The 24,535-nt window shown below is 41.2% G+C and carries 23 protein-coding genes; 8 read left to right on the top strand and 15 right to left on the bottom strand.

Annotated features, from left to right (window positions below):
• Positions 1–224 precede the first annotated feature (224 nt).
• The gene (locus R50345_RS14825) at positions 225–515 is read right to left on the bottom strand and encodes a hypothetical protein (protein WP_156114799.1); all 291 of its coding nucleotides are present in this window, start codon (positions 513–515) and stop codon (positions 225–227) included.
• Positions 516–523: 8 nt separating this feature from the next.
• Positions 524–1,402, bottom strand: coding sequence for an alpha/beta fold hydrolase (locus R50345_RS14820; protein WP_042127749.1), 879 nt, complete (start codon positions 1,400–1,402; stop codon positions 524–526).
• A 180-nt stretch (positions 1,403–1,582) separates the two neighbouring features.
• On the opposite strand from R50345_RS14820, the gene R50345_RS14815 reads away from it, so the two are divergent.
• Entirely contained in the window at positions 1,583–2,257 is a 675-nt protein-coding gene (locus R50345_RS14815) for a MerR family DNA-binding transcriptional regulator (protein ID WP_231574204.1), read from the top strand.
• A 137-nt stretch (positions 2,258–2,394) separates the two neighbouring features.
• On the opposite strand, the gene R50345_RS14810 is transcribed toward R50345_RS14815, so the two are convergent.
• Entirely contained in the window at positions 2,395–2,748 is a 354-nt protein-coding gene (locus R50345_RS14810; protein WP_042127747.1) for a VOC family protein, read from the bottom strand.
• Between the two features lie 76 nt (positions 2,749–2,824).
• Positions 2,825–3,634 (bottom strand): phosphotransferase, encoded by an 810-nt coding sequence (locus tag R50345_RS14805; RefSeq protein WP_042127744.1) that lies wholly within the window; start codon positions 3,632–3,634, stop codon positions 2,825–2,827.
• Positions 3,635–3,846: 212 nt separating this feature from the next.
• On the opposite strand from R50345_RS14805, the gene R50345_RS14800 reads away from it, so the two are divergent.
• Positions 3,847–6,957, top strand: coding sequence for an ATP-binding protein (locus R50345_RS14800; protein ID WP_042127742.1), 3,111 nt, complete (start codon positions 3,847–3,849; stop codon positions 6,955–6,957).
• 58 nt (positions 6,958–7,015) lie between these two features.
• Here the strand turns inward: R50345_RS14800 and R50345_RS14795 are convergent, their stop codons facing one another.
• From R50345_RS14795 to R50345_RS14775, 5 genes are all read right to left on the bottom strand, one after another.
• Complete coding sequence (locus R50345_RS14795; RefSeq protein WP_042127740.1) at positions 7,016–7,810, bottom strand: SDR family NAD(P)-dependent oxidoreductase; 795 nt, start codon at positions 7,808–7,810, stop codon at positions 7,016–7,018.
• Positions 7,811–7,900: 90 nt separating this feature from the next.
• Positions 7,901–8,929, bottom strand: a complete 1,029-nt coding sequence (locus R50345_RS14790; RefSeq protein WP_042127738.1) for an AraC family transcriptional regulator — start codon at positions 8,927–8,929, stop codon at positions 7,901–7,903.
• Positions 8,930–9,047: 118 nt separating this feature from the next.
• Complete coding sequence (locus tag R50345_RS14785) at positions 9,048–9,998, bottom strand: LLM class flavin-dependent oxidoreductase (protein ID WP_042127736.1); 951 nt, start codon at positions 9,996–9,998, stop codon at positions 9,048–9,050.
• Positions 9,979–10,341: a hypothetical protein gene (locus R50345_RS14780; protein WP_042127734.1), complete on the bottom strand. Its 363-nt coding sequence runs from the start codon at positions 10,339–10,341 to the stop codon at positions 9,979–9,981. The genes R50345_RS14785 and R50345_RS14780 overlap by 20 nt, the downstream gene beginning before the upstream one ends.
• 55 nt (positions 10,342–10,396) lie before the next feature.
• The gene (locus tag R50345_RS14775) at positions 10,397–10,846 is read right to left on the bottom strand and encodes an OsmC family protein (RefSeq protein ID WP_042127732.1); all 450 of its coding nucleotides are present in this window, start codon (positions 10,844–10,846) and stop codon (positions 10,397–10,399) included.
• Between the two features lie 152 nt (positions 10,847–10,998).
• On the opposite strand from R50345_RS14775, the gene R50345_RS14770 reads away from it, so the two are divergent.
• From R50345_RS14770 to R50345_RS14760, 3 genes are all read left to right on the top strand, one after another.
• Entirely contained in the window at positions 10,999–11,484 is a 486-nt protein-coding gene (locus R50345_RS14770; RefSeq protein ID WP_042127730.1) for a nucleoside deaminase, read from the top strand.
• Positions 11,485–11,753: 269 nt separating this feature from the next.
• The gene (locus tag R50345_RS14765; RefSeq protein WP_042127728.1) at positions 11,754–12,743 is read left to right on the top strand and encodes a glycoside hydrolase family 43 protein; all 990 of its coding nucleotides are present in this window, start codon (positions 11,754–11,756) and stop codon (positions 12,741–12,743) included.
• A 133-nt stretch (positions 12,744–12,876) separates the two neighbouring features.
• A complete protein-coding gene (locus R50345_RS14760; RefSeq protein ID WP_042127726.1) occupies positions 12,877–14,019 on the top strand; it encodes a family 8 glycosyl hydrolase in 1,143 nt (380 codons plus the stop codon).
• Between the two features lie 82 nt (positions 14,020–14,101).
• On the opposite strand, the gene araA is transcribed toward R50345_RS14760, so the two are convergent.
• The 3 genes from araA to R50345_RS14745 are packed head-to-tail and all read right to left on the bottom strand — an operon-like array spanning position 14,102 to position 17,883.
• Positions 14,102–15,526, bottom strand: coding sequence for an L-arabinose isomerase (gene araA / locus R50345_RS14755; RefSeq protein ID WP_042127724.1), 1,425 nt, complete (start codon positions 15,524–15,526; stop codon positions 14,102–14,104).
• Positions 15,527–15,563: 37 nt separating this feature from the next.
• Complete coding sequence (locus R50345_RS14750; RefSeq protein WP_042127722.1) at positions 15,564–16,259, bottom strand: L-ribulose-5-phosphate 4-epimerase; 696 nt, start codon at positions 16,257–16,259, stop codon at positions 15,564–15,566.
• A 16-nt stretch (positions 16,260–16,275) separates the two neighbouring features.
• Positions 16,276–17,883, bottom strand: a complete 1,608-nt coding sequence (locus R50345_RS14745) for a xylulokinase (protein ID WP_042127720.1) — start codon at positions 17,881–17,883, stop codon at positions 16,276–16,278.
• 313 nt (positions 17,884–18,196) lie between these two features.
• Between R50345_RS14745 and R50345_RS14740 the strand changes: the two genes are divergently transcribed.
• Positions 18,197–19,279, top strand: a complete 1,083-nt coding sequence (locus tag R50345_RS14740; protein ID WP_042127719.1) for a GntR family transcriptional regulator — start codon at positions 18,197–18,199, stop codon at positions 19,277–19,279.
• A gap of 67 nt (positions 19,280–19,346) precedes the next feature.
• On the opposite strand, the gene R50345_RS14735 is transcribed toward R50345_RS14740, so the two are convergent.
• The 3 genes from R50345_RS14735 to R50345_RS14725 all read right to left on the bottom strand — a co-directional run bounded on the left by R50345_RS14735 (position 19,347) and on the right by R50345_RS14725 (position 20,776).
• The gene (locus R50345_RS14735; RefSeq protein ID WP_052414604.1) at positions 19,347–19,919 is read right to left on the bottom strand and encodes an MBL fold metallo-hydrolase; all 573 of its coding nucleotides are present in this window, start codon (positions 19,917–19,919) and stop codon (positions 19,347–19,349) included.
• A 197-nt stretch (positions 19,920–20,116) separates the two neighbouring features.
• Complete coding sequence (locus tag R50345_RS14730) at positions 20,117–20,536, bottom strand: NAD-dependent epimerase/dehydratase family protein (RefSeq protein WP_042127718.1); 420 nt, start codon at positions 20,534–20,536, stop codon at positions 20,117–20,119.
• Between the two features lie 6 nt (positions 20,537–20,542).
• Entirely contained in the window at positions 20,543–20,776 is a 234-nt protein-coding gene (locus R50345_RS14725; protein ID WP_231574203.1) for an ArsR/SmtB family transcription factor, read from the bottom strand.
• Between the two features lie 396 nt (positions 20,777–21,172).
• Here R50345_RS14725 and R50345_RS14720 point away from each other — a divergent pair, with 396 nt between their 5' ends.
• On the top strand, positions 21,173–22,960 hold the full coding sequence (locus R50345_RS14720; RefSeq protein WP_052414603.1) for a cache domain-containing sensor histidine kinase: 1,788 nt from the start codon (positions 21,173–21,175) through the stop codon (positions 22,958–22,960).
• Positions 22,953–24,506, top strand: a complete 1,554-nt coding sequence (locus tag R50345_RS14715; protein ID WP_042127717.1) for a response regulator transcription factor — start codon at positions 22,953–22,955, stop codon at positions 24,504–24,506. The genes R50345_RS14720 and R50345_RS14715 overlap by 8 nt, the downstream gene beginning before the upstream one ends.
• Positions 24,507–24,535: the final 29 nt, after the last annotated feature.

The raw sequence follows: 24,535 nt of genomic DNA, 5'->3' as shown, positions 1-24,535 counted from the left end.
ATATATTAAATGAGAACAATAGATGAATTGCAGCACCTTTCTATAGGGCAGTACTGCCCCGATAAGGCAATCGGTCTTCTGTGTGAAGTGACCATTGAACGCCGTCAACATACAAAGCATCCACAGTTTTCATGATAGAAGCATAACCGCTCCGCAATTTCGTGGACTGACCTTCTTTTTGTTCGAATCATGCTAATCAACCACTAACCGTTTATTGTGTAATTCTAATTTGTAATAGATATCTTTAGCATCTTCTTCCAGTGTACCTGCTCCAACTGGTGGATGGCCGAGTAAATGGGTAGTTCCATTAAGACTTTGTCCTGATCTTCCTGTCTGTAGATAATAGAGTAATTACTCTGAAAGGTCTGAGCACACTCTTGTCCCATCGTACTCGATACTACCAAATGCCCAAGTTCTTCTCCACCTTTGGCTATCATCAATATTGTTCCCTTTTCCGTTTGCTGTTCCGCCCGAATTGATTGATCCTCATTTACAGCTGGGGTAAAAATGCTCAATTTACAGTCTAGTCCGTATTTATAATTGTTTTTATAAACCAAGGCTTAATCAATGGTAAAACCACAGCTGGTTGCATCGCTTTTGTATGATCCATTTGGGTTCCCGTTAGGATTTCAACATCCCAACCTAAATCACACAGCTTCGTCGTATTCTTCTTTAATATCCCAGCAATATCAACGGTAACATTCCCAAAATTCTCACCATATACGATAGTATCATTTTCTCCTGCAAAAGCTAATTTAGGAAGACTAAGCAAATGGTGAATACTACGATCATCAAAAGCAGTGATGCTTTCGTATAAGGCAACAAATTGAGCTGTTACACGGGTATCTATAGATACCTTGATGTTGTCCCAGTCTATCTCATCTGGATTCTCTGTTTCAAAAGAGCTTATTTCAGCTGCCTCATTTTGATTATTCAAAGCTTGGGTATGTGTTTTGTGAGTTACAATCATCATCTCTTGATAGGGACCATTATAAGGCGGAAAACCTCCCATGACCAAGCTTTCCAGACGATTTGTTCTGACAGCCAATTGTAGTCCAATTAGAGCTAGCCAAGAATAACCATAGTAGCTGAAGTTCTTAACGTTCATTTCATCAGCAATGAGGAGTAAATCCTTCACAATATGATCTGCAGTTAAGTTGCCCACTGGATGTTGAAAGAGATGACCCTCATAATCAAAATAAAGCACTTGAAACGTATCCGCGAGACCTTCAACAAAATGTTTACCTAATTCAGGATCTACGCCCCATAGCTTTAGATTGTCTGCCTCCTGATTGTACACAGATTTTTTAGCGATAGGTAACATAATGGTTGGGCGATCTGAGACACCCGTTAATCCTACTTCTATTGTTGATTGATTGGATAATCGTATATTCTTTTTCAAACAATCCTCTCCTTACTGTTTTATAAAAATATCATATAACATTCATGCAATCTTTCGGTTTATCCCATTCTAAGCCTTGATATATCTTGATAAATTAGATTTAATATTGTTGTAGCACTTGAAGGTTTTACTTTAATGTATGGGGCGATAGCGACTATGGATGATATTTACACACCTACAATGATAGCTAAGAAATTAAATGTAAGTACTACTACGTTAAGAAGATACGAAGATCAAGACTTAGTTCCCGATGTCCCGAGGACTGCTAGCAATCGCAGATGTTACACATCCATCCATGTTCAAGCTTTTATAACGATTCGTGCCCTTTTGCAAGGATATGAGATTCCAGTGGTGTACGATGTGATGAGAAAGATTAAAGCCGGGCAAATTGAACATGCACTTTGGACAATCAATCAAGAACAGCATAATACACAATTAGAAAAGCTTAGGTTAGAGGAAGTGTTACGCATGTTCCGAAACGCAGATTTATCAAAATACAAAGATTTAGAGGTAACAAATGCAATGACAATTGGTGAGGTTGCACAAATGGCAGGCGTTAAGCCTTCAGCCATTCGACATTGGGAACAAGAAGGCCTTATTACTTCTAACAGAAACAAAGACAACGGCTATAGGCTCTATACTCTAACGGAATTAAGAAAGATTATACTGATCAGCAGTTTAAGGAAGACCGTGTATTATATCGAGAACATGAAACAACTCCTGAAAGAAATAGAGACACAAAACTATAAAAAAGTTGAAATATCCTTCGAGCTTGCGCTTCAAAAATTAAATAGCCAATTAATAAAGCAGTTTTTAGGGATCGCTGACCTTATGAAATATGTGAAATACTATTGAGGAAGCTAGTTTTTTGAGGGACATAATCATGCTTCCTTAAAATCATTTATAAGTACGCAAAAAACTCCGTCCCTTAAAGGACGGAGTTGATTCTGTTAGATTAACAATCTAGATTTATGCACGCCGTGACTGCTTATCTAATGTCCATGAGCAAGGATATTGATAAGTTTGCCAAATGGATCGCGGACATAGAATCGCCGAACTCCCCAAGGCTCATCAACAGGTCCATATTCTATCTTATATCCAGCACTTTTCATTCTTTCAAACACCACATCGACATCATCAACTTCAATCGATAGATCAGGAGTAGGCGTATTGGAGCCGCCTTGTGAGGCAAAGCTTATTTGAATGTTTTCCTTTCCGGGTAAGCCGTATGTTTCAATCCAACCATGATCCATCAATAAATCAAGCTCGAGTACGTCCTGGTAAAAGCTTTTTGCTGCCGAAACATTCTGCGTTTTAATATTTGTGACAATTCGTTTTACACTCATTCTCAGACCTCAATTCTAATGGTATACTTTTTTAATTTTATTCAATGATCCTGTCCATGAGCGGAATATCCGATTTTTATATCCAATCTTCGAAATGATCTGTTACAAACCGAATCTCACTTTCATAGTGGGCCAAGTGACCCTCGTCTACCATTTTCTGAAAGGCAGGATTCCCATCAGCAGCACCATTTCTCAATGTATCACACAGTACTATCAAACGTTGTATAATCCACTGTCGCAGATTATTTGGGACGGGAATTCCATAAGCTTCAAAAAACAAATGAATTCGCCGACGTCGCTCTACGGCATGTATTTCATATTGGTATGCTACTGTGGTTCCAGAAGTATGGTCCGGTGCGAAACTCGCAAGTGGAACAGATGTGTACAAGGTGTACGCAATGTCCCATATACGCGGACCTGGGCCTGCCATGTCAAAGTCAATCAGCGCCACAGGAGCCTCTTTTTGAAAAACAATATTATACAACGCTGCGTCATTATGACAGATCACTTCGTGTTCGGCATCGTCGGCATAGCTAAGCTGCCATCTGTCCTCCGTATTGGGCCTAAACACTGTAGTCGCATCATGGAAACGACGCATAAGATGTGCCAAACCCACAAGCGTTTCGTCCGACCACATATACGGTTCAAGTATCGGATAATTATCCCCTGGAACTTCTCCGGAAATAAATGTCAATATTTCACGACCGGAATCATCGATCCCGAGAAATTTTGGTGCTCCCTCATAGCCCTGTTGTTCCAAATGTTTGAGTAGTTCATGAACATTCGGACTCCAATAACCCGTAGGGCGGCGAACAGTGTTCGCCATACGGACAATATGATTTACATTACCGCCTTTTAACACTTCTTCCTTAGGCATTTGGTTCATTCCTTTTCATTTCAGTGCATTACCTATTGCAGATATTTGACCTCTTAGCATTGAAAACTCCCTCTCTAATAATAACAATATTTACAAGTTATTGGTTATAAAGATCAATTATAACTATACTGGCCGTTAAGATCATTGTTGACATTTGCTTATCTTATATAAATAATCTCCTTTTTAGATTCTAGATTAGAATTATTTGCTATAATATTCACATGAAAAATAATACTATCCTACATAAGCTGGCTATCATTCTACTTTTTATCAGCATTCTCTTTGGCATACGCTGCATTTGGATTAGTTTTTTTAAGGTTTCTGACAATGTTCCTGTAATTAGCAATGGGGTACTAGATTTACGGGGGCAGGATCTGAAGAAAGCTAGCCTAATCAGACTAGATGGTGAATGGGGCTTCTATCCTTCGCAATTCGTTTCGTCCAAGTCTTCTACGATCCCAAAACTGCCCCAATATCTTAAAGTTCCTGGGAATTGGAGCCAAGCCCTAGGAAGCGAGTACAATTCTTCATATGGATATGGTACTTACCGTCTGCGCATTTTAGTAGATCCACTTCAGCAGCCTGTCGCATTGTGGATCAAACAAATTTATTCCGCCTCTAGTGTGGAAATTAACGGCGCCCCTATTCTTAATAATGGGAAAATTGCTCTTAATGCCGATACATATGTACCAAAAACCACCACATTTACAGCATCTTATTTTTCAAAAGACACGGCAGTAATAGATGTTCTTATTCATGTAGCAAACTTTGATCATCCCTATAAAGGTGGTATAAGCGGGCCTATTTTCTTTGGCTCTCAGGAAGTGGTTAACCGGACAAATTTTTATACCGTCGGATTTCAAATGCTTACTGCAATCATCCTGCTGCTGCATGGGCTATATGCCTATATTCTATACTTATTTAACCCTAAAGAACGTGCTCTCTTTCTTGTAGGGTTAATGACATTATCTGTAGCCGTAATCCTTTTAGCCCGAAACGACAACTTAGTTCTTTCATTGCTGCCGATTAATTACACTTGGTCATTAAAAATCCGTTTAATCGCTTTCTTATGGCAAAACCTTTTTATTCTGCTTGTTTTCAGGAAATTCACCTCAGGGGCTGAAGGCAACAAGTGGTTACGTGCTTACACTGGGTGTCTATTTCTTTATACCTTATTTATATTTATCGTTCCTGCTTATCTGGTCAGTACATCGATTCATTGGGGAATCATTCAGGTGTTTCAGTATATTCCCTTCATCTGGTTGATTTATAGCTTGATTCGCTTATTGTTCAAAAAACAAGATGATAAGGATGTTGTTTTTCTGCTGTTATCAGGTGCGGCGATCATTTCTAATTTGTTATGGAATTTGTGGGATAGTAAAGGACACTATTCGATAGTCTACTATCCTTTGGATATTATTGCTGCCATCGTGGGTTTCTCAGCTTATTGGTTTAAAAAGTATTTCCAGAATGCCAAAGAGAACATGGAGCTAAATGAGCAGCTGAAAAAAGCAGACAAACTTAAAGATCAGTTTCTCGCCAATACTTCTCACGAGCTAAGAACACCGCTTCATGGGATTATGAATATCGCGCAAAATATAGTAACGAAGGAAAAGGATAGACTCTACGAGAGTAGCCGACAGGATATGGAGCTGCTGATTACTATCAGCCGCCGTATGTCACATATGCTTGGCGACTTACTGGATGTTGTCCGTCTTCAGGAGCATCGAGTTATTTTAAAACAGGAGCCTATTTCAGTTCAATCGGTGGTCCCCGGAGTCATTAGCATGCTGCAATATATGATTGAAGGCAAACCCGTACAGTTATCCATGAGCATTCCAGAATCTATGCCACCTGTTCTTGCGGATGAGAAAAGAGTGGTACAAGTACTACTAAATCTAGTCCACAACGCGCTCAAATACACCGAAGTAGGACTTGTTTCAGTGTCAGCTGAGGAAAAAGACGGTCAAGTCTTTATCTATGTGACAGATACCGGGGTAGGCATGACCAAAGAAACTATGGATCGTGTATTCCTCCCATATGAGCAAGGTCCTCACGGAATAAATGACGGACGTGGGATTGGGCTGGGATTAAGCATAAGTAGGCAGTTGGTCGAACTACATGGTAGTAGCCTGCGCATACAATCTGAGCCAGGCAAAGGTTCAACTTTCAGTTTTTCTCTTCCCCTTGCTGGTTCATATAGCGACCAGATAGTAAGAGAGGCTGAACCTATAACGACGTATACAGCAGATGAGATTTATAAGCAGATGGCTGACTGGGGGATTTCCGAGCAATCCAATCATCACGCAGAAAAAATCCCGCCGCTCCTTACAGATGCAAAAGTAAATCTTTTGGTGGTAGATGATGATCCTGTTAATCTGAATGTACTAAAGGGGATTCTCGAAAATGAGCCTTATCTCATTACGACAGTGAACTCAGCCCACGAGGCACTGGATTGGTTAGATAAAAAGAGTTGGGATTTGCTTATCAGTGATGTAATGATGCCGCATATGTCAGGATATGAATTAACGCAAAAGGTTCGCGCTCGTTATTCATTATACGAACTCCCTATACTATTACTGACTGCCCGCAGTCAACCTGAAGATATTTACACTGGATTCTACTCCGGTGCCAATGATTATGTTACCAAGCCTGTGGATGCAGTAGAACTCAAATATCGCATTCGGGCCTTAACAGCGATGAAAATATCCTTTAATGAAAGGTTGCGTATTGAAGCAGCTTATCTACAGGCACAGATTCAACCCCATTTTTTGTTCAATACGTTGAACTCAATTGCGGCACTCAGTGATATGGATACTAAAAAGATGCAAGAGCTCATTACTGCTTTTACTTCCTTTTTGCGAATCAGCTTTGACTTTTTAAATATCGGAGAACTTGTGAACCTCTCTCATGAACTAGAGCTGGTAGAATCTTATTTGTATATTGAACAAACGCGATTTGCAGAACGAATATCCGTTGTTTGGCAGGTAGATCCGGACATTGATATCCTGTTACCTCCCCTGTCCATCCAACCCTTAGTAGAAAATGCTGTTAAGCATGGTCTGCTAAGGCGTCAACAGGGTGGTACCGTTTATATTCGGATCACACGTCTGAACAATGCTGTAAAAATCGAAGTGGAGGATAATGGGCAAGGTATGGATCATAGAACGCTCGCGTTGTTGCTGGAACCGACCATGAAAGCTAAAAGTGGCATCGGATTGGCTAATACCCATCGAAGACTGATGCAATTGTATGGTCAGGGCCTTTCGATTCAGAGCAACCAAGGAGAAGGCACTTTGGTATCCTTTGTTATACCGGAGGTTGGCGAATAACTTATCAAATGAAAAAGCCATTCCTTAAGGAGTGGCTTTTTTCGTACGATATGTGCATTTAGAAAATAGTTGGTACCATGCCCCCATCCATACGGATCGAAGAACCTTTAAATGCAGTGGCATAGGGACTACATACAAATGTTGCTAGTCTGCCAATTTCAGAAGGTTTAATAAATCGCTGTATTTCAGATTGCGGTAAGTTTGTAGTCATGAATTTTTTCTCTTTCTCTGAAAAAGTTAACTCTTCATCTGAGTACATCCCATCAATGATTTGCTGCACATTTTCAGAGAGTGTTGGTCCTGGCATGATAGTATTGACTGTAACTTCTGTTCCTATTGTTAATTTAGATAAGCTTTTTGACAAAGATAATAGCATTGATTTTGTCATTGCATACTGTGGCATTTGCGCTGAGGGCATTATTGCTTCTTCACTGGCGATGAAGATCACTCGGCCATAATTGTTGTTTAACATTTTGGGTAAATAAAATTTTGTTAACCCATTTGCAGCAAGAACATTTGTACGGATGTATTTTTCAAATATTTCATCGTCAACGTCCTCATAGCTCATAATTTCATAAATCCCCATATTATTAACTAAAATATCGATATTGGGGTATTTATCAAATAAAGCTTCTCTTTGCTCCATATCGACAATATCGGCAGTAGCATTCTGCGGAGAAGTTGCCGGGAATTTCGATTTAATTTCATTTACAGTTTGTTCTACCTTTTCATAGTTCCGACCATTTATGAGTACATTAACACCTTCGTTGGCAAGTTCAAAGGCGATGGCTTTACCAATACCTTTCGTAGATCCTGTAATTAAGGCTGTCTTATTGTTTAATCCCATATCCATATTTCATTTCTCCTTTTAATACGGCGCTTATTAGTAGTTTCTCAAGAACAGTTCTGTGCACCGGCTAGTATTTATACTATCTTCCCGGGATTATTCAGTAACTAGTGTCTTGCGCCAAACTTCTTGTTTAACACGCCAATTTGAAGGAGTATCTCCTTCCCAAAGTCGGAAGGCACGGTAGAACGAGTTCTGATCTACATATCCGATCAAGAAAGCCACCTCTTTAACATCAAGGGAAGGATCTGCTAAATACGCTCGCGCCTGCTCATGTCTAGCTTCTGTCAGTAACTGCTTGAAGCTCGTATTTTCTCCAGTAAGCCTCCGCTGTAAGGTACGAGCACTCATCCTTAGCTCTTTAGCAACGGTTTGAATCTCGGGTTGACCTCCGCTAAGGCAACGTTTCATAATCCATTTGACCCTTTCAGTTATTGAGTGACTGCTCTGTTGTTCAGTAAGTGTCCGATCTAAAACGGCAGTCAGAATCTCTAGTAACTCTTCGTTATACGAGATAAAGGGCAGCTCCAAATCACTTCGTCGTAGTGTTAAGCGGTTAGTCTCAGCACCGATCTGAATTCGACAGCCGAAATAAGCTTCAAGAACCTGTAAATTCCCTATGGGTTGTGAAAATTCTACAAACTGTGCTGTTATAGGTATACCAGTTCCCCGCCGCCCAAGCTCCAGTAAAAACGCCAGAGTAAGGCCAAGCAGCAGAGATGGACCGGAATACTCGGGATGCTGCCAATTTAATTCGATTGTACACAACTCTCCCTCCTCGATGATATGCAAGCTTTCTGGAGGGCACATTCGTTTATAGCGCACCATTCGGTTTAGAGCGTCGCGATAATCTTTAGCATGATAAGTGGCTAAGACAGTCGGCGGATATTGTGTGGTTTCAAAAACTGTTGCTAACTTGATGATTCCTTCAGCAGTATCTCCAATGAGATCCGAATATGCCTGCCAGATAGCGAAATATTGGGCTGTGGTGACTTCTGACTCTGTGATAAGGCTCAGCGGAAGACTTGCTTTACTGGCTATATCTTGGGCGGTTATCCCTAATTGAATTAATCCTGTCCAAAATCCGGGAGGGATTTTAATGGAGTCAGAAGTATGAGACAACATCTATATGTACCTCCTTTAGCATAATCGAATGATCAAAGGGCTACCTCTCGGCAGCCCTCTCATGATATATCACTAGTTTCCCGTTAGCATAGCAAGAAGAAGATCTCTTACTTATTCATTAGTTAGCGGTCAAGCAAGCACGGGCAAGCAGCTCAAACGAATGCAGCCGTTTCTCATAGTCTGGAATCATAGTAACGATAATAAATTCATCAATTCCATACAAACGAGATAAGTGTTCCAGTTTTTCTTTAATACTTTCAGGTGAACCTATCAGCAGCTTACGATCCAAGAGCTTGGACCTATCTTCGGCTGAACCTTCTTGTTGGAACAATGTCATACCCGATGAGGCAAGTCGTTCTGCCTCCTCCTCTGTCTCGGCGCAAATCACGCCAACAGCAACAATTGCCCGCGGAACAGATGAATTTGAAGTAGGAGCAAAAGCTTCTCGATAAGCCTGTAAAATCTCCTCCCCAGGTACATCGCTCATGAATTGTCCAAACACATAGCCTGCTCCAAACTCAGCAGCATATGCCGCACTCTTCTTGTTCGTACCTAGCAGCCACAACTCAGGTGATTCAGGCGGGATCGGGCGGGCGGTTATCTGACGTCCTTCATAGGAATAGTTCCCCTGTAATAACTCGGTGACTCCCTTAAGCAGCTCCGGCATTTTCCAGACATTTTCGAGAAAATTCCCGCTAAGCGCTAAGCTAACTTCAGCAGCACCACCTGGAGCCCGGCCCAACCCAAGGTCGATGCGCCCCGGATACAAACTGGCCAGCAAATGAAAAGACTCTACCACCTTTAGCGGCTTATAGTGTGGCAGCAATAACGCTCCCGAGCCGAGGCGGATATGCTGTGTTTTCGCTCCAATATGCGATAAAAGCACTTCTGTCGCTGTACACGCTAAGCCCGGCATATCATGATGTTCGGCAACCCAATACCGGGTATATCCCAGTCTTTCAGCTGTTTGAGCCAGGTTCACTGCTTGTCCCAACGCAAAACTTGGATCCACATTATCAAATACAGGCACGAGATCCAATACGCTAAGTTTAATCGATGTCGCTGTCATGGCTACGTCCTTCTCTAGGGTTCCTATAAAATTCAATCATATCGATAAAAGTAACCTTGTAATTACCGGTAACCACAGCGAGATCATACATTTGTCCATGGCCGTCTTCTTTGGATGCGAATACAATATCATGCCGCAGCTTGTCCATAATCATTTTGCCGATGAACTGGTGCTCGTACTCTGCATATTTCTTTTTAAACTCTTCATTAAATTCCCACAGGTCCTGGTAAGATCGTTCAAGCATTGCATTTAGCAAAGTCAGTTCTTTGCCCTCTTTTTGTACCGCTACGTAATAATTCCCTCGTTCATCCTTGATTAAGTCCTTATACAACTCAACGTTCAAAGTTAACGTCTCCTCTCTGATTACCTAACGGATAAAGTTCCTGTAGAACTTATCCTTACAAGCTTGACGTCAGTACTGTTGGCTCTGTAGTAATTTGTACGTTTCCTGCTACAGCTCTGGAGATCATACAGGAGTCTTCTGCTTTGTGGGCAATACGAATTGCTTTTTCAATATCGTCCTCTGACGCATCTTTAGTAAGTGTGATGATAGGTGAATGTTTGATCGCTTCATATGTAAAAATATTATTGGTTACATCCACTGTCGCCTCTGACGTTAACTTCAGGCTGGAAGTCGTAAGCCCTGATCGCTCCATCATAGCTGCAAGTGTAATGAGATAGCAGGTTGCCGCGGCACCCAGAAGCATCTCATCCGGATTCGTTCCAACTCCGGGTCCTCCCATTTCCTTCGGAATGGAGATTTGAGTCTTGAGCTGGCCCGTTTCAATTGTTCCGTCACTGTTACGACCGCCGTTCCATACTGCATTTAAAATAAATGGGTGCTTCATTTCTAGATGTCCTCCCTATGTTTATCATGCTGGAATTTATTTTTCATCTGATACTTTACATGCTAACATAGAAGAATGAAGCGAACAAACAGGATCAGGTCTAGTTGTTAAACAAGTTTCTCAATAAATTAAAGTCAGGAGGCTCTATCATCATGATCAACGAAACGGATATCGAACATCTCAAGCGCTGTATTGAAATTGCCCACTCTGCTCTCGAAGCTGGGGACGAGCCTTTCGGTTCCATCCTGGTTTCAGCAAGTGGAGAAGTCTTGGCTGAAGACAGCAACCATGTAGGCGGTGGTGATCATACTCAGCACCCGGAATTCGCATTGGCCCGCTGGGCGGCTCAAAATATGTCACTGGAAGAACGCAATCAGGCTACTGTGTATACTTCGGGAGAACATTGCCCTATGTGCGCAGCGGCTCATGGTTGGGTTCAATTAGGACGAATTGTATATGCGAGCTCTTCGCAACAATTATCACAGTGGTTAAGCGATATGGGCGTTACAGCATCACCCGTCCGTAATTTGAGTATTCAAGAGGTTATCCATGATGCGGTCGTAGATGGCCCTGTACCGGATCTGGCAGAACAAGTATGGGAACTTCATCGGCAATTCCACGGAAAAAGACAACCATAGACTTTATCAGAATTTATCAGTTGATTCTCATATAAAAAAGAACCTTTTTATAAAGGTTCTTTTTTATATCCTAATTCCTTTTATTATTCTTAATTATTTCACTGAATCAGTCAGGGAAATTAGTATTTTGAACATGAGGCGATTCGGCAATGTCAATAAAGAAACATCTAAACTTTGTGGGGTATAAACTATAGTTGCTATATATACAGAGTCCAAAAGTTCCTATAGCATTAAGATTGTAAGCGATTAATTTTATAGGAGGAAATGACTTGACGAAGCCTGTACAACCCAATGAACCTCTCGTAACTCATATTTATACTGCGGATCCTTCCGCTCATGTATTTGAAGACAAGATTTATATTTATCCCTCTCATGACCTGGATCATGAAATGATCTCTAATGACAACGGTGATCAATATAATATGGAGGATTACCATGTTCTCTCCATTGATGGAGAGGGTTCCCCTTGTATTGACCATGGTCAAGTGCTTCATGTTAAGGATGTTCCATGGGCGAAACAGCAAATGTGGGCTCCGGATGCAGCATTCAAAAACAATACCTACTATTTGTTCTTCCCGGCCAGAGACCATGACGATATTTTCCGAATTGGGGTTGCTACCTCAGCTTCACCTTCCGGTCCATTTACACCTGAACCGAACTACATTCCCGGCAGTTATAGCATTGATCCTTCTGTTTTCGTTGATGATGACGGCAAATCATATATCTATTTTGGTGGTCTTTGGGGAGGTCAGCTTGAAAAATGGCAAACCGGCTCATTTGTTGCGGATGCCGAGGGACCTGCTGAAACAGCACCAGCACTTGGGCCTATCGTAGCTAAGCTGAGCGAGGACATGCTTAGCTTTGAAGGTGAGCCTAGAGAAATATCTATCATCGATGAGAATGGAAATCCGATTCTTGCCGGAGATGAAGAAAGAAGATATTTTGAAGGACCATGGGTACATAAATATAACGATAATTATTATCTGTCTTACTCAACGGGTACTACTCATAATATTGTATATGCTATCAGTAAAGATCCACTTGGACCTTATGTGTACCAAGGAAAAATCCTTCTTCCGGTACTAGGTTGGACAACACACCATTCTATAGTTCAATTTCAAGAAAAATGGTATCTATTTTATCATGATAGCTCTTTGTCTGGCGGAGCTGACAATAAGCGTTCTGTTAAATATACAGAGCTGAAATACAACGATGATGGCACCATTCAAACCATCCATCCTTACAAGGATGAAATATAGGTTAGCCTTAACAGGCTGATTCATAAATACAGAACGGCTGTGTCGCCATATAAGGTCAACACAGCCGTTCTGTTTTAATAAGGTTTATTAATACAATGAACTGCATACTGTAATTCACAGGAGAGGAAATAGGATGTCAATGACACAACAAGGTGCCTTTTATACGGGGGAATATCGTAATTTATTTAAGAAACTTGGCTTTTCAGTAGAAGAAATCAACGCCAAACTTGAAGAAACTTGGAATGATTTGTTTTACGGAGATCCGGACGTACGAATCTACTATCCGCAAGACGAGGATAAAAGCTATATTCTGGATACAGGTAATCTAGATGTTCGGTCCGAAGGAATGTCTTACGGGATGATGATGGCCGTTCAAATGAATAAAAAAGATGAATTTGATCGTTTATGGAACTTCTCCAAGACGTATATGCAGCACAAAGAAGGCCGTTATGCCGATTACTTTGCTTGGCACTGCAAGCCTGATGGCACAAGGATTTCTCAGGGACCCGCACCGGATGGGGAAGAGTTTTTTGCCATGGCCTTGTTTTTTGCTTCAAAACGTTGGGGGAATGGTCCTGAGCCTTATAATTATTCTGAGCAGGCTCGAACGATATTACGTGCTTGTGTTCATAAAACGGAAGCAGGAGAAGGCGATTCAATGTGGGATGCGGATACAAAATTGATTAAATTCATACCGGAATCCACCTTCAGTGATCCATCTTACCATCTCCCCCATTTCTATGATTTGTTCGCTCTGCAGGCAGATGAATGTGACCATCTGTTTTGGCGGGAAGCGGCGGAAGCTAGTCGTACATATCTGCACACGACATGCCATCCTATAACTGGCCTTGCTCCTGAATATGCCCATTTTGACGGTACCCCGGTAGAACCGCAGCCTCATGGTGATTTCGGGCATTTTTTCAGTGATGCTTACCGGGTTGCAGCTAATATCGGTCTGGACTGGTCGTGGTTCCAAAAGGACATTTGGCAGGTAGAGCAATGTAACCGGATACAAGCGTATTTTAGGAATATCGAAGTTTCCGATTATCGGCGGTATACTATTGAGGGACAGCCATTCGACGAACCGGCGCTGCACCCGACAGGCCTTTTAGCAACCAATGCTATGGCTTCCCTTGCTTCTAATGGCCCGGAGGCAGAGCATTTTGTACGTTTGTTTTGGGATACGCCTTTGCGCACTGGAGTCCATCGCTATTATGACAACTGCTTGTACTTCTTTAGTTTACTGGCCTTAAGTGGAAATTATCGCATTTATTGATTGACCCGTTGATTTGATTTTCATATAAAAAAAGAACCTTATGATTAAGGTTCTTTTTTTATATATTCAGAATGCTCTGGCATTATTTAATAACTACATATTCCAAATTCACAAGTTTAGCATAAGCAATAATTTGGTCCGTGGTTAAAGTCAAGGATACAACGGTGTGGTGACCGCCACCATTTTCAATCCAAGCCTTAACTCCATCCTGGAAGTTAGGTTTTACATTCCAAAGAACGCGGGCTACTGGAAGGTTTGGTGCGGGTACTGTCGGTTCAAATGCAGTTACTTCATTGATCAAAAGCTTGTAATGAGTTCCGAAGTCTACCATGGAAACCACTACGCCGTCTCCTCCTTTACCGTCAAATACTAAACGGGCAGGATCATCCTTACCACCAATACCTAGTGGCGCCACGAGGATTTTTGGTTTGTTGCTTGCTAGAGTAGGATCTACTTCCAGCATATGGGATTGAAGGATGGATTCTTGACCAACCGATAATTCATACGTGTAATCTTCCATAAAGCCTGTAGATTGATTATGGCTCATTACTTTAAACAAGCGATCAAGTGCTGCAGTCTTCCAATCACCCTCTCCAGCGAAGCCATACCCTTGAGCCATCAGGCGTTGAACAGCAAGTCCTGGGAGTTGCTTCATACCATGTAAATCTTCAAAGTTCGACGTGAAGGCATTGTAGCCGCCTTGATCCAGGAACCGCTTAATAGCAATTTCATAGCTTGCTTGAACTCTTACACTGGCTTCCCAAGCTTCCTTGCTGTAAGTACCATAATCAAATTCATAAAGATCAGCATACTCAGCGAACAAAGCATCGATTTCTTCCTCTTTAACCTCACTAATGATTTGTACGAGATCGCCAATACCGAAGTAGTCTACTGTCCAACCAAATTGAATTTGGGCTTCCACTTTATCCCCTTCAGTAACACCAACGTTACGCATGTTGTCGCCAAAACGGGCAACTTTGATATTGAAGCTTTCGTTATAAGCAACGGCTACGTCCATCCATTCTGCAATTTGCTTTTGAACTTCAGGGCGTTCCCAATAGCCTACAACCACTTTGTTTTGTTTGTTCAAACGTGCATTAATGAAACCATATTCACGGTCACCATGGGCCGCCTGGTTAAGGTTCATGAAATCCATATCAATGGTTGCCCAAGGAATACTTTCATTATATTGCGTAGCCAGATGAAGCAATGGCTTTTGCAGCATTTTTGTTCCGCGAATCCACATTTTTGCAGGCGAGAATGTATGCATCCAAGTGATAACACCCGCAACCTCGTCACGGTAGTTAACTTCTTTCATGATGTTTGTGATTTTATCTGCGCTGACAGCCAAACCCTGCAATACTAGTGGGTATGGCAAAACTCCGCTTTTATTCAAAGCATCTGTCATTGTTTGTGCGTGTGCTTTAACTTCAGCCAATGCTTCTTCACCATAAAGATGTTGTGAACCTACGACGAACCAAAATTCTTTTGCTACTGCTGTTGACATATACATCCTCTTTTCGTTTTTTTATAGTTTTGTTTAGTTATTTTTGTCCGTAATAAGCGTCTTTTCCATGTTTGCGCAAGTAATGTTTATCTAAAATACGTTGTGGCAATTCCTCGGCAAAATGGTTCAGCTCTCTTGCAAATAAATTCATTTTGGATACTTCATCCAAGACTACGCTGTTCATTACCGCCGATTTTGCATCTTTTCCCCAAGTAAAGGGTCCGTGTCCTTTAAGTAAAACACCAGGAACCGCCATAATATCTATTCCGCGTTGTTCAAAGGTCTCGATGATCACATTACCTGTTTCGGCTTCATACCCCCGATCGATTTCCTCTTGCGTCAAGAACCTAGCACAAGGAATGGAACCATAGAAGGTATCTGCATGCGTCGTTCCCATAACAGGAACATCCAATCCTGCTTGAGCCCAGATAGTTGCCCAAGTGGAATGCGTATGCACAATCCCGCCGATTTCGGAGTAATGCTTGTAAAGCACAGCGTGAGTAGGGGTATCGGATGAAGGTCTCATATCACCTTCAACCACATTACCATCGAGATCAACAACGACCATGTCACTGGCTTTCATTGTGTCGTAGCCTACACCACTTGGTTTGATTACGAATAAACCAGTTTCACGATCAATCGCACTCACATTTCCCCATGTATATTTAATAAGACCTTGTTTCGGTAATTCTAGATTGGCTTGAAAAACCTCTTCTTTAAGCTGCTCTAACATCTTGCTCCCTCCATTCTTACACTAAATTGTCGACGGCGGACTGTTCAATTGCCAGACCCTTTTTATATCGTTCAATAAAGGTATCAAACCCTTTAATGTCTGCAGCGTCTGGATGAATTTCTTCACCCTTTACATCGTTGAACACTTTTTGATCAAGGAAGTCTTCTAAGCTCTCTTCCCCATTCTTGTTCATCATGTAAGAGGCGAGAATAGCCATGCCCCATGCACCGCCTTCCCCAGCGGTCGTCATTACGGAAACTGGCACATTTATTGATGCAGCCATCATTTTTTGGCCCACTACCGGAGTCTTAAATAAACCACCGTGACCTAAAATACTATCAATGGCAACATTCTCTTCCTTCATCAAAATGTCCATTCCGATTCTCAAAGCCCCAAATGCAGTAAACAAATGCGTTCGCATAAAATTAGCCAGATTGAATTTGCTTTCCGGCGAGCGGACAAATAGTGGACGGCCTTCATCAAGCCCGGTAATATTCTCACCTGAGAGATAACCATAGCTGAGTAATCCACCGCCATCTGGGTCCGCTTCCAAGGCTTTATTTAGAAGCACGCTGTACAATTTATTGGAATCAACTTTTTGTCCCATTGCTTCATAGAACTCGCGGAATAATCCGAGCCAGGCGTTGAGATCACTTGAACAGTTATTCGCATGAACCATACCAACTGGACTTCCGTTCGGAGTAGTTACCATATCGATTTCTGGATACACCTTGGAAAGTTCTTTTTCTAACACGATCATGGCAAAAACAGAGGTTCCTACTGATACATTCCCGGTGCGTTTTCTCACGCTATTCGTAGCAACCATCCCGGTTCCGGCATCTCCTTCTGGAGGGCTAAGCGGAATACCTGCTTGTAAATGCAACGATGGATCCAGAATTTTTGCTCCCGTTTCAGTTAAAACACCTGCTTGCTCCCCTGCTACATACACCTTAGGAAGTAGATCATTTGTCTTCCACGGATAACCTTTGCTCGCAACAAGTTCATCGAACTGCTGTATCATGGATGCGTTATAATTTCCTGTGGATTCATCAATTGGGAACATACCCGATGCGTCCCCAACACCAAGTGCTTTATTTCCAGTTAATAGCCAATGAATGTATCCTGCTAGCGTAGTAACATAACGAATCTGTGGCACATGTTCTTCTTCATTCAAAATCGCCTGATAAAGATGAGCAATGCTCCAGCGTTCTGGAATATTAAACCCAAACAGTTCAGTCAATGCTTTAGCTGCTGCACCCGTTGTAGCATTACGCCAAGTCCGGAATGGAACCAGCAGTTTATTTTGTTCGTCAAAAGCCATGTATCCGTGCATCATTGCAGAAAAACCAATTGAACCAACCCTTTGGAGGGTAATTCCATAGGTTTGTGCAACTTCTTCTTTCATCTCGCGGTAGGCGTCTTGAAGTCCCTTAATAATGTCCTCTAAGTTGTACGTCCAAAAGCCATCCTTTAATTGATTTTCCCATTCGTAACTTCCAGAAGCGATCGTTTGGAAGCTATGATCAATAAGTACAACTTTGATCCGTGTGGACCCAAATTCAATACCAAGCGAAGTCTCTGCCTTATTAATCGCTTGTTCGATGTTTAATCGATTCGATTTCACGTAATTCACCTCTCTGAGAGCGCTTTTTTAAAAGGTCATGATAAAAATTTGCTTTCTTAATGAACAGCTATAGTATAATTTTTTGTACGTACATTTGTCAATAAATTAGTTATATATACATACAAATATGGGCATAATAATGATTTAACTCTATATTATGTAGCGTATTACGCTTTATAAATTCTATATTTTTACAAATATCCGTATAAAAAGAGCCTCTTTCTATTTATTTCGCAGTCATGCTATAATTTGTACATACAAATTTACCAAATTAACGAAAAACTTAGCGAACAAGTATGGAAAGAGGAATTACATGAAACCTAAGTATCAAGTGATCATAGATGATATTAAAAGTAAAATCCTATCAGGAGATTACAACGTAGGAGAACAAATCCCAACTGAATCTGCATTACAATCGATGTACGAAGTTAGCAGACAAACTGTTCGAAAAGCTATTTTAGAACTATCCAACGAAGGTTTCCTGCGAAGCGAAAAAGGCTCTGGCACATATGTCAGCAATCAATATCGATCAAAGAACAGCGGGAGTTCCCATAAGAAGACAATTGGTGTAATTACGACCTATATTTCTGACTATATCTTTCCCTCCATTATTCGCGGGATCGAGAGCCGGATGAATGAAGATAATTATTCCCTTCTATTGGCTAGTACGAACAACGATATTGCTCAAGAAAAAAAGGCGCTGGAAATGATGCTCTCCTACGGTGTAGATGGTTTAATTATCGAACCTACAAAAAGTAATCTGTACAATCCCAATATTGCTTACTATCTATCGTTTAAGGAACAGGAAATTCCGATTATAATGATCAATGCTTTTTATGAAGAAATAGAACTGCCGTACCTAAGTCTTGATGACGTGCAATCCAGCTATTTAGCAACTAAGGAATTGATAACTAAAGGGCACTCCCAAATAGGACTCATTGCAAAAATGGATGACTTACAGGGAAAATACCGGATGAAAGGATACATTAAGGCGCTGGAGGAGGCCAAATTACGGTTTTATCCAGAACAGATTTTTTCATTTAACACAGAGACAAAACAGACGCTTTCTATTGATTTAAAGGATTTTCTAAATAAAAATAGAGAGACGCTTACTGCTATTGTTTGTTATAACGACGAAGTCGGATTGGAAGTAGTCCATGCCTGCAGACAACTGGATATCACTATTCCCGAGGAATTATCTATTATTGGACAAGACAATTCTTATATCGCTAAGAACGCGAACATCAAACTAACCACGTTGACACACCCGCAAGAAACTATGGGACGAGATGCAGCGGATTGGGTCATTAAGAAACTGCAAGGTAAAAAAGACCTGCCCAACAACACTTATTATCAGCCTGTGTTAATTGAAGGTGAAACTGTGTTTGAAAGATAGGACCATTTTGAAACTAAGAAGAACAAATACCCCCTATCCTTATTGATAGGGGGTATTTGTTCTTCTATTACAGGGTAATAGTGTGCGGTTTTACATCAGGATCATGACTAGCTAAAGCGGCTACACAGTTCGGCTGACGGGTCATTTTTTTTACCCATTTAAGGGATTGATAGGCCTGTTTTTTATTTACGCTAATGCCGGGAATGATTAACTTTTCCCATGACTTTGTCGCATATCCAGTATCCGCGACAAGGAGCACGTAGTCTTCGTACTCATTTTTCACCATTAATGAAATAAGACCTTTACTATGACCTGGTGACCAAATTAACTGCAGACTTCCGTCATTAAATAAATCAAAAGAACGTTTCATAGGTCCGATGCCGGAATCGATAAATTCAATAGGCTGTAAATTAATCCCTTCCCATTGCTTCGAGTTGTATCTTATTGCTCTACTCCAGCCTTTACTAGCCTCCAACTCTTCTCTGCTTACCAGAATATTGTTCGCTCCCTTGACCAGTTGTAGTCCTCCGGCATGATCCCCGTCCAGGTGGCTTAGAATGATATAATCTAAATCTTTGGAAGTATACCCTAAAGATAAAAGCTGTTCGTCTACCGCTTGTCCTGCCGGTATGAAGTACATGAATTTAAATCATTTTAATTTACCACATTCTTCTATAATTTCTTTGGCTAGCTGATTTACTTCTATGGGCTTAAATTTTGCTTTGCCCCGCAACTTGCTCATAGCTTTTATAATGGGGACTAATGCCGCAACTTATAGCTTATCACCATAAATGAGACTTGGTTTGAGAATGCATATATTTTTCCGGCTTTCTTTAATCATTTCTTCAGCCTTTTGTTTTGAAGCCAAAAATAGTTTATGGTTAATGGCATTCCTATCCGTCCAGAAATAAAACAGCCTTTAGAAATGGATAGACGATCCATCAATTCAATCATTACTTTCACTGGTTCGGCATTAATTTTCATGAATGATTCCAAGTCTTTGCCATCCGCTGTTCCGATTAAGTTAATGAGTAAGTCCACTGGAGTTGGTAATTCTGAAAGATAAGAATCCATATTAAAAATATCAATAGCCATCCACTTAACACGTTTATGGTTCACCAGGCTAGGTAAGAGCTTATCCGGCTTTCCGTTCCGAGATAGGCTAATAATCTGAACCTTAGAGTCTATTTTTAACCATTCTTCCATCAGATGTGTTCCGATATATCCACTTCCACCCATTAGAATTACATTTTTCATTATTTATCACCCTTCATCATTTATTGTATTTTCATTAGTTTCTTGCGAATCCTTGATTAACTCATCAATATGGTCAAACAACTTTTTGAGTCTGAAAATATCACTCTTTAGAACATCCAAATAATAATAATTTTTTGTTCCTTCTTGATCATAACCAATTAAATTGGCTTCTTTTAATATCTTTAAGTGATGAGAGACAGCCGGACGGGATAAATTAGTCCTCTGTGTCAGTTCCCCCACTCTGATTCCCTTTTCGTTTATACTTTCACCTTCAATTTAAGCAATAATGATAGATTGACGGGTTTCATCTCCAATGGCTGCTAGAGCTTTACTGCATTCGCAAAATTCCTCAGCCAGATTTCAAACGTTCTTGTCTGTCCATAGGCAGCCCCTTTGGTTTAATGGTTTAATCTTATGAACTATAGTACATGATTTTTTTTAGGATTAATTCATCGGTAAAGAAAATCGAGACCATTGAATTGTATAGTCAAAAAAACTGATCTAGTTGCTAATCTCCCCTACCAAAACTCCATAATAGAAGACAATAAATCCCTAAATGATCACATATAATGAGTGTTCATTTAACGATATACTCTAATGTAAACGCTAACATTTTGCTGGAGGTGGCCCATATTCGTGTATGCCCGCATCATCACTCTTATGAATAATCTCAGACTCAGAACGAAGTTATTTCTTTCATTTGGCTGTGTTGTTCTGATTCCAATCCTGATTGTTGGGTTGTTCCTCACGAATGAACTACGGAATATGGCAATGGCTAATGCACTCGAGCAGATTACCGCCAACGTGGACCGGGTGAAGAAACGCACTGGTGAGATGCTCAATATCCCTCTTGATATTGCCTATCGTCTATCGAATGACAGCCGATTGGAAGAGGCGGCCAATCATCATTATGAGTCTGTCTATGATGTTGTGGAAGCTTACTGGAACTATCCGGATTTCCGTGATTTTGTCCGTTTGTACAACGAAGTTTCCAGCATCCGCTTGTATATCGACAACCCGACGGTTCTTGACAATTGGGAGTTTCTTCAGACGAATGAGAAGGTTACGCAAGAGCATTGGTACCAAACTGCATTAGCCCAAAGGGGATTAGTAAGCTGGAATTATATTCAAGACGACCGCAACGGACAATATTATCTAAGTCTAATCCGAAAGGTCAATTTTTTTAAGGCGAGAACCACCGGTGTACTAGTCGTGAATGTGAATTCGAATAAACTCAATGCTATCCTCAATCAGGAATCCTTTGAAACGCTTATTATGGATGAGAACGATAATATCGTCGCTTCAAATCGCGTAGATACACAAGATAAATCACTGACGAATATTGACCTGACCACCCTATCCGCTACCGGGCAAGGTCCACACGATGTAACGATTGATGGCAAGCCCTTCAAAATGGTGATCGATCACTGGCAACCTGGAGGGAGCTTGAACAGTCTGCGTATCATTTCCATTTTTTCAGTAGCAAGTATCGTTGATGAGCCCAACCGAATTATCTTTCTAGCTTCTATTGTCATTCTTTCGGCATTAATGATGGCTATTCTCTTAATTTACTATGTCTCGCGGCTGCTCACCGGAAGGATACTGCATCTTAGCAAACATATTTCGAAGGTCGCTTCGGGTAATTTAGGGGCTACGCTAGTTATAGACGGGAAGGATGAAATCGGTCAGCTGGCCAGACAATTCAATCATATGGTTCGGAATATTAACGCTCTAATGAGCGAGGTTCAAGAATCCAATCGGCAGAAAAATGCGACTCAGCTAAAGCAGAATGAAATCAAATTTAAGATGATGGCCAGCCAGATCAATCCACACTTCCTCTTCAATGCCCTAGAATCAATCCGTATGAAAGCCCTTGTCAGGGGACAAGCGGATATTTCTCATATTGTTCGACTACTGGGAAAAATGATGCGTAAAAACCTCGAAGTCGGCAATGGAATGATCAGTCTGCAAAGCGAGTTAGAAACCGTAAACTGTTACCTAGTCATTCAAAAATTCCGCTATGATGACAGACTCACTTATGAGCTCCATGTGGACCCCAAAGCGAACCCTTTACAAATTCCACCTTTGATTATTCAGCCTCTGGTAGAGAATTGTGTCATCCACGGATTGGAGAATCGAATTGAAGGCGGCATGGTCCGGGTGGAAATCCGCTTAGAAGACAGTTATCTTAAGGTCCAGGTATCTGACAACGGAACGGGTATTTCAAAAGCACGAATACAAGAAATTAGGAAGATGTTAGATAACAATGATGACTATGAAACTAATAATATTGGGATGCGCAATATTCATTTGCGGCTGCAGCTGACCTATGGTCCACAATTTGGGCTGACCTTAACAAGTCAAATCGGATTCGGGACGCAAATCAGCTTTGCGATTCCATTAAGGAGTGATTCTTATGTATAGTGTGTTGATTGTGGATGATGAGCAGGCAATCCGTGATGGACTAGTAGCTCTGCTGGACTGGGAGAGTCTTGGATTTCAAGTCATTGATTCCGCGGCTAATGCCATTGAAGCTAAGCATAAATATGAACTTTACTCCCCAGACCTGATGATCATCGATATCCGCATGCCCGGTAGAGATGGTTTGGAGCTTGTTGAAGAACTGAGAGCGCTCGATCCAGAAATGCATATTATTATCCTCAGCGGTTATGCGGATTTTCACTACGCTAAGCGTGCGTTATCCTTGGGCGTTGATACCTATTTGCTCAAACCGGTAGACGAAGATGAATTGCAGCTATACTTGGAGAAGCTGTTCATTGAGTTGAATGCGCGTAATTATAATCGCAAGAACCATGCTGCAGTCAAGGCATGGAACCGGGAAATGCTTGTTCAATCCTTGTTAATGGATCGAAGCGCACAGACCCCGCCAAACATGGAGCTAACCGTTGTTGAAACAGGGCTTCTTTGGGATTCTTATCAAGTGGTTCTAATTAGGCTCCTGCTTCAAGACAATGCGGACTACGGACCTTCAACAGTCGTAAAAGCAAGACTTGCGAAAAGCTTTGAAGAACATGACTGGGGCATAGTATTCTTGCTTGATTCTTATTTAGGAGTGCTACTGCAACCCTCATTTCAGAAAGAGCTTGTACATAAATTAATGGTCCAACATATACGGCAAGTGGTAAACGAGCATGAACTGGAATGTATCATTACCGCAGGCGATATGGTGAACACTCTGGAGGATATTCCTGTCTCCTATCAAACGGCGCTGGCAAGGATGAAGGAGCACTTTTTCTACGACGAGCTGGGGATGATTGGACCGGATTCCATGAAAATAAAAAACGGGCTGACAGTGAGTCCAGAAGAAATAGAGAACAAGCTGGAATCCGTAGTGGAACGAATGTTTTTTTCTATGGATACCGGCACTAACGCGTTACTCTTCACTCTGATTCTAGAAGCAGGAGAACTAATGATCAGTGCCGATTATTCCGAGATGGCCGTGAAATCGCGTTATGTGCGTATTGTCACTTATCTGCTTAACAAACTCTCTCTCCAATATAAGGAACTAAGCCCGCTGCACAGCAACATGGATGAACAGATTGAACAAATCTATAAACAAACCTCTCTGCCCCAGTTGCAGAGCTATATCTCCACTCTCCTGGAGTATTATGCAAAAGGTATAACTCGGGACGATATGGAGGTCTTCCTAAAGCGGATGTTGGACCTCATACATCGACATTATAATAAGAATCTTAAGCTCGACACGCTAGCAGATGTATTTAGTTACAGTAGCGCTTATCTGGGTAAACTCTTTAAAAATAGCACGGGCTATTCTTTTAACAGCTATCTAGATAAAGTCCGTATGGAGAAAGCCAAGGAACTGCTAACTAAAGGTTATAAAATCCAACAAGTAGCAAACGAAGTAGGCTTCAGCGATGTGGATTATTTTCGTGAAAAATTCAAGAAGTTTGAAGGTGTCTCACCCTCCGATTATCGCAGAAATAATTGATATCAGTTTTCTCTTTCAGAAAGCGCTTA

The organism is Paenibacillus sp. FSL R5-0345 (assembly GCF_000758585.1).
Lineage (GTDB): Bacteria > Bacillota > Bacilli > Paenibacillales > Paenibacillaceae > Paenibacillus_AQ.
This window is presented reverse-complemented; position numbering and strand designations above follow the sequence as displayed.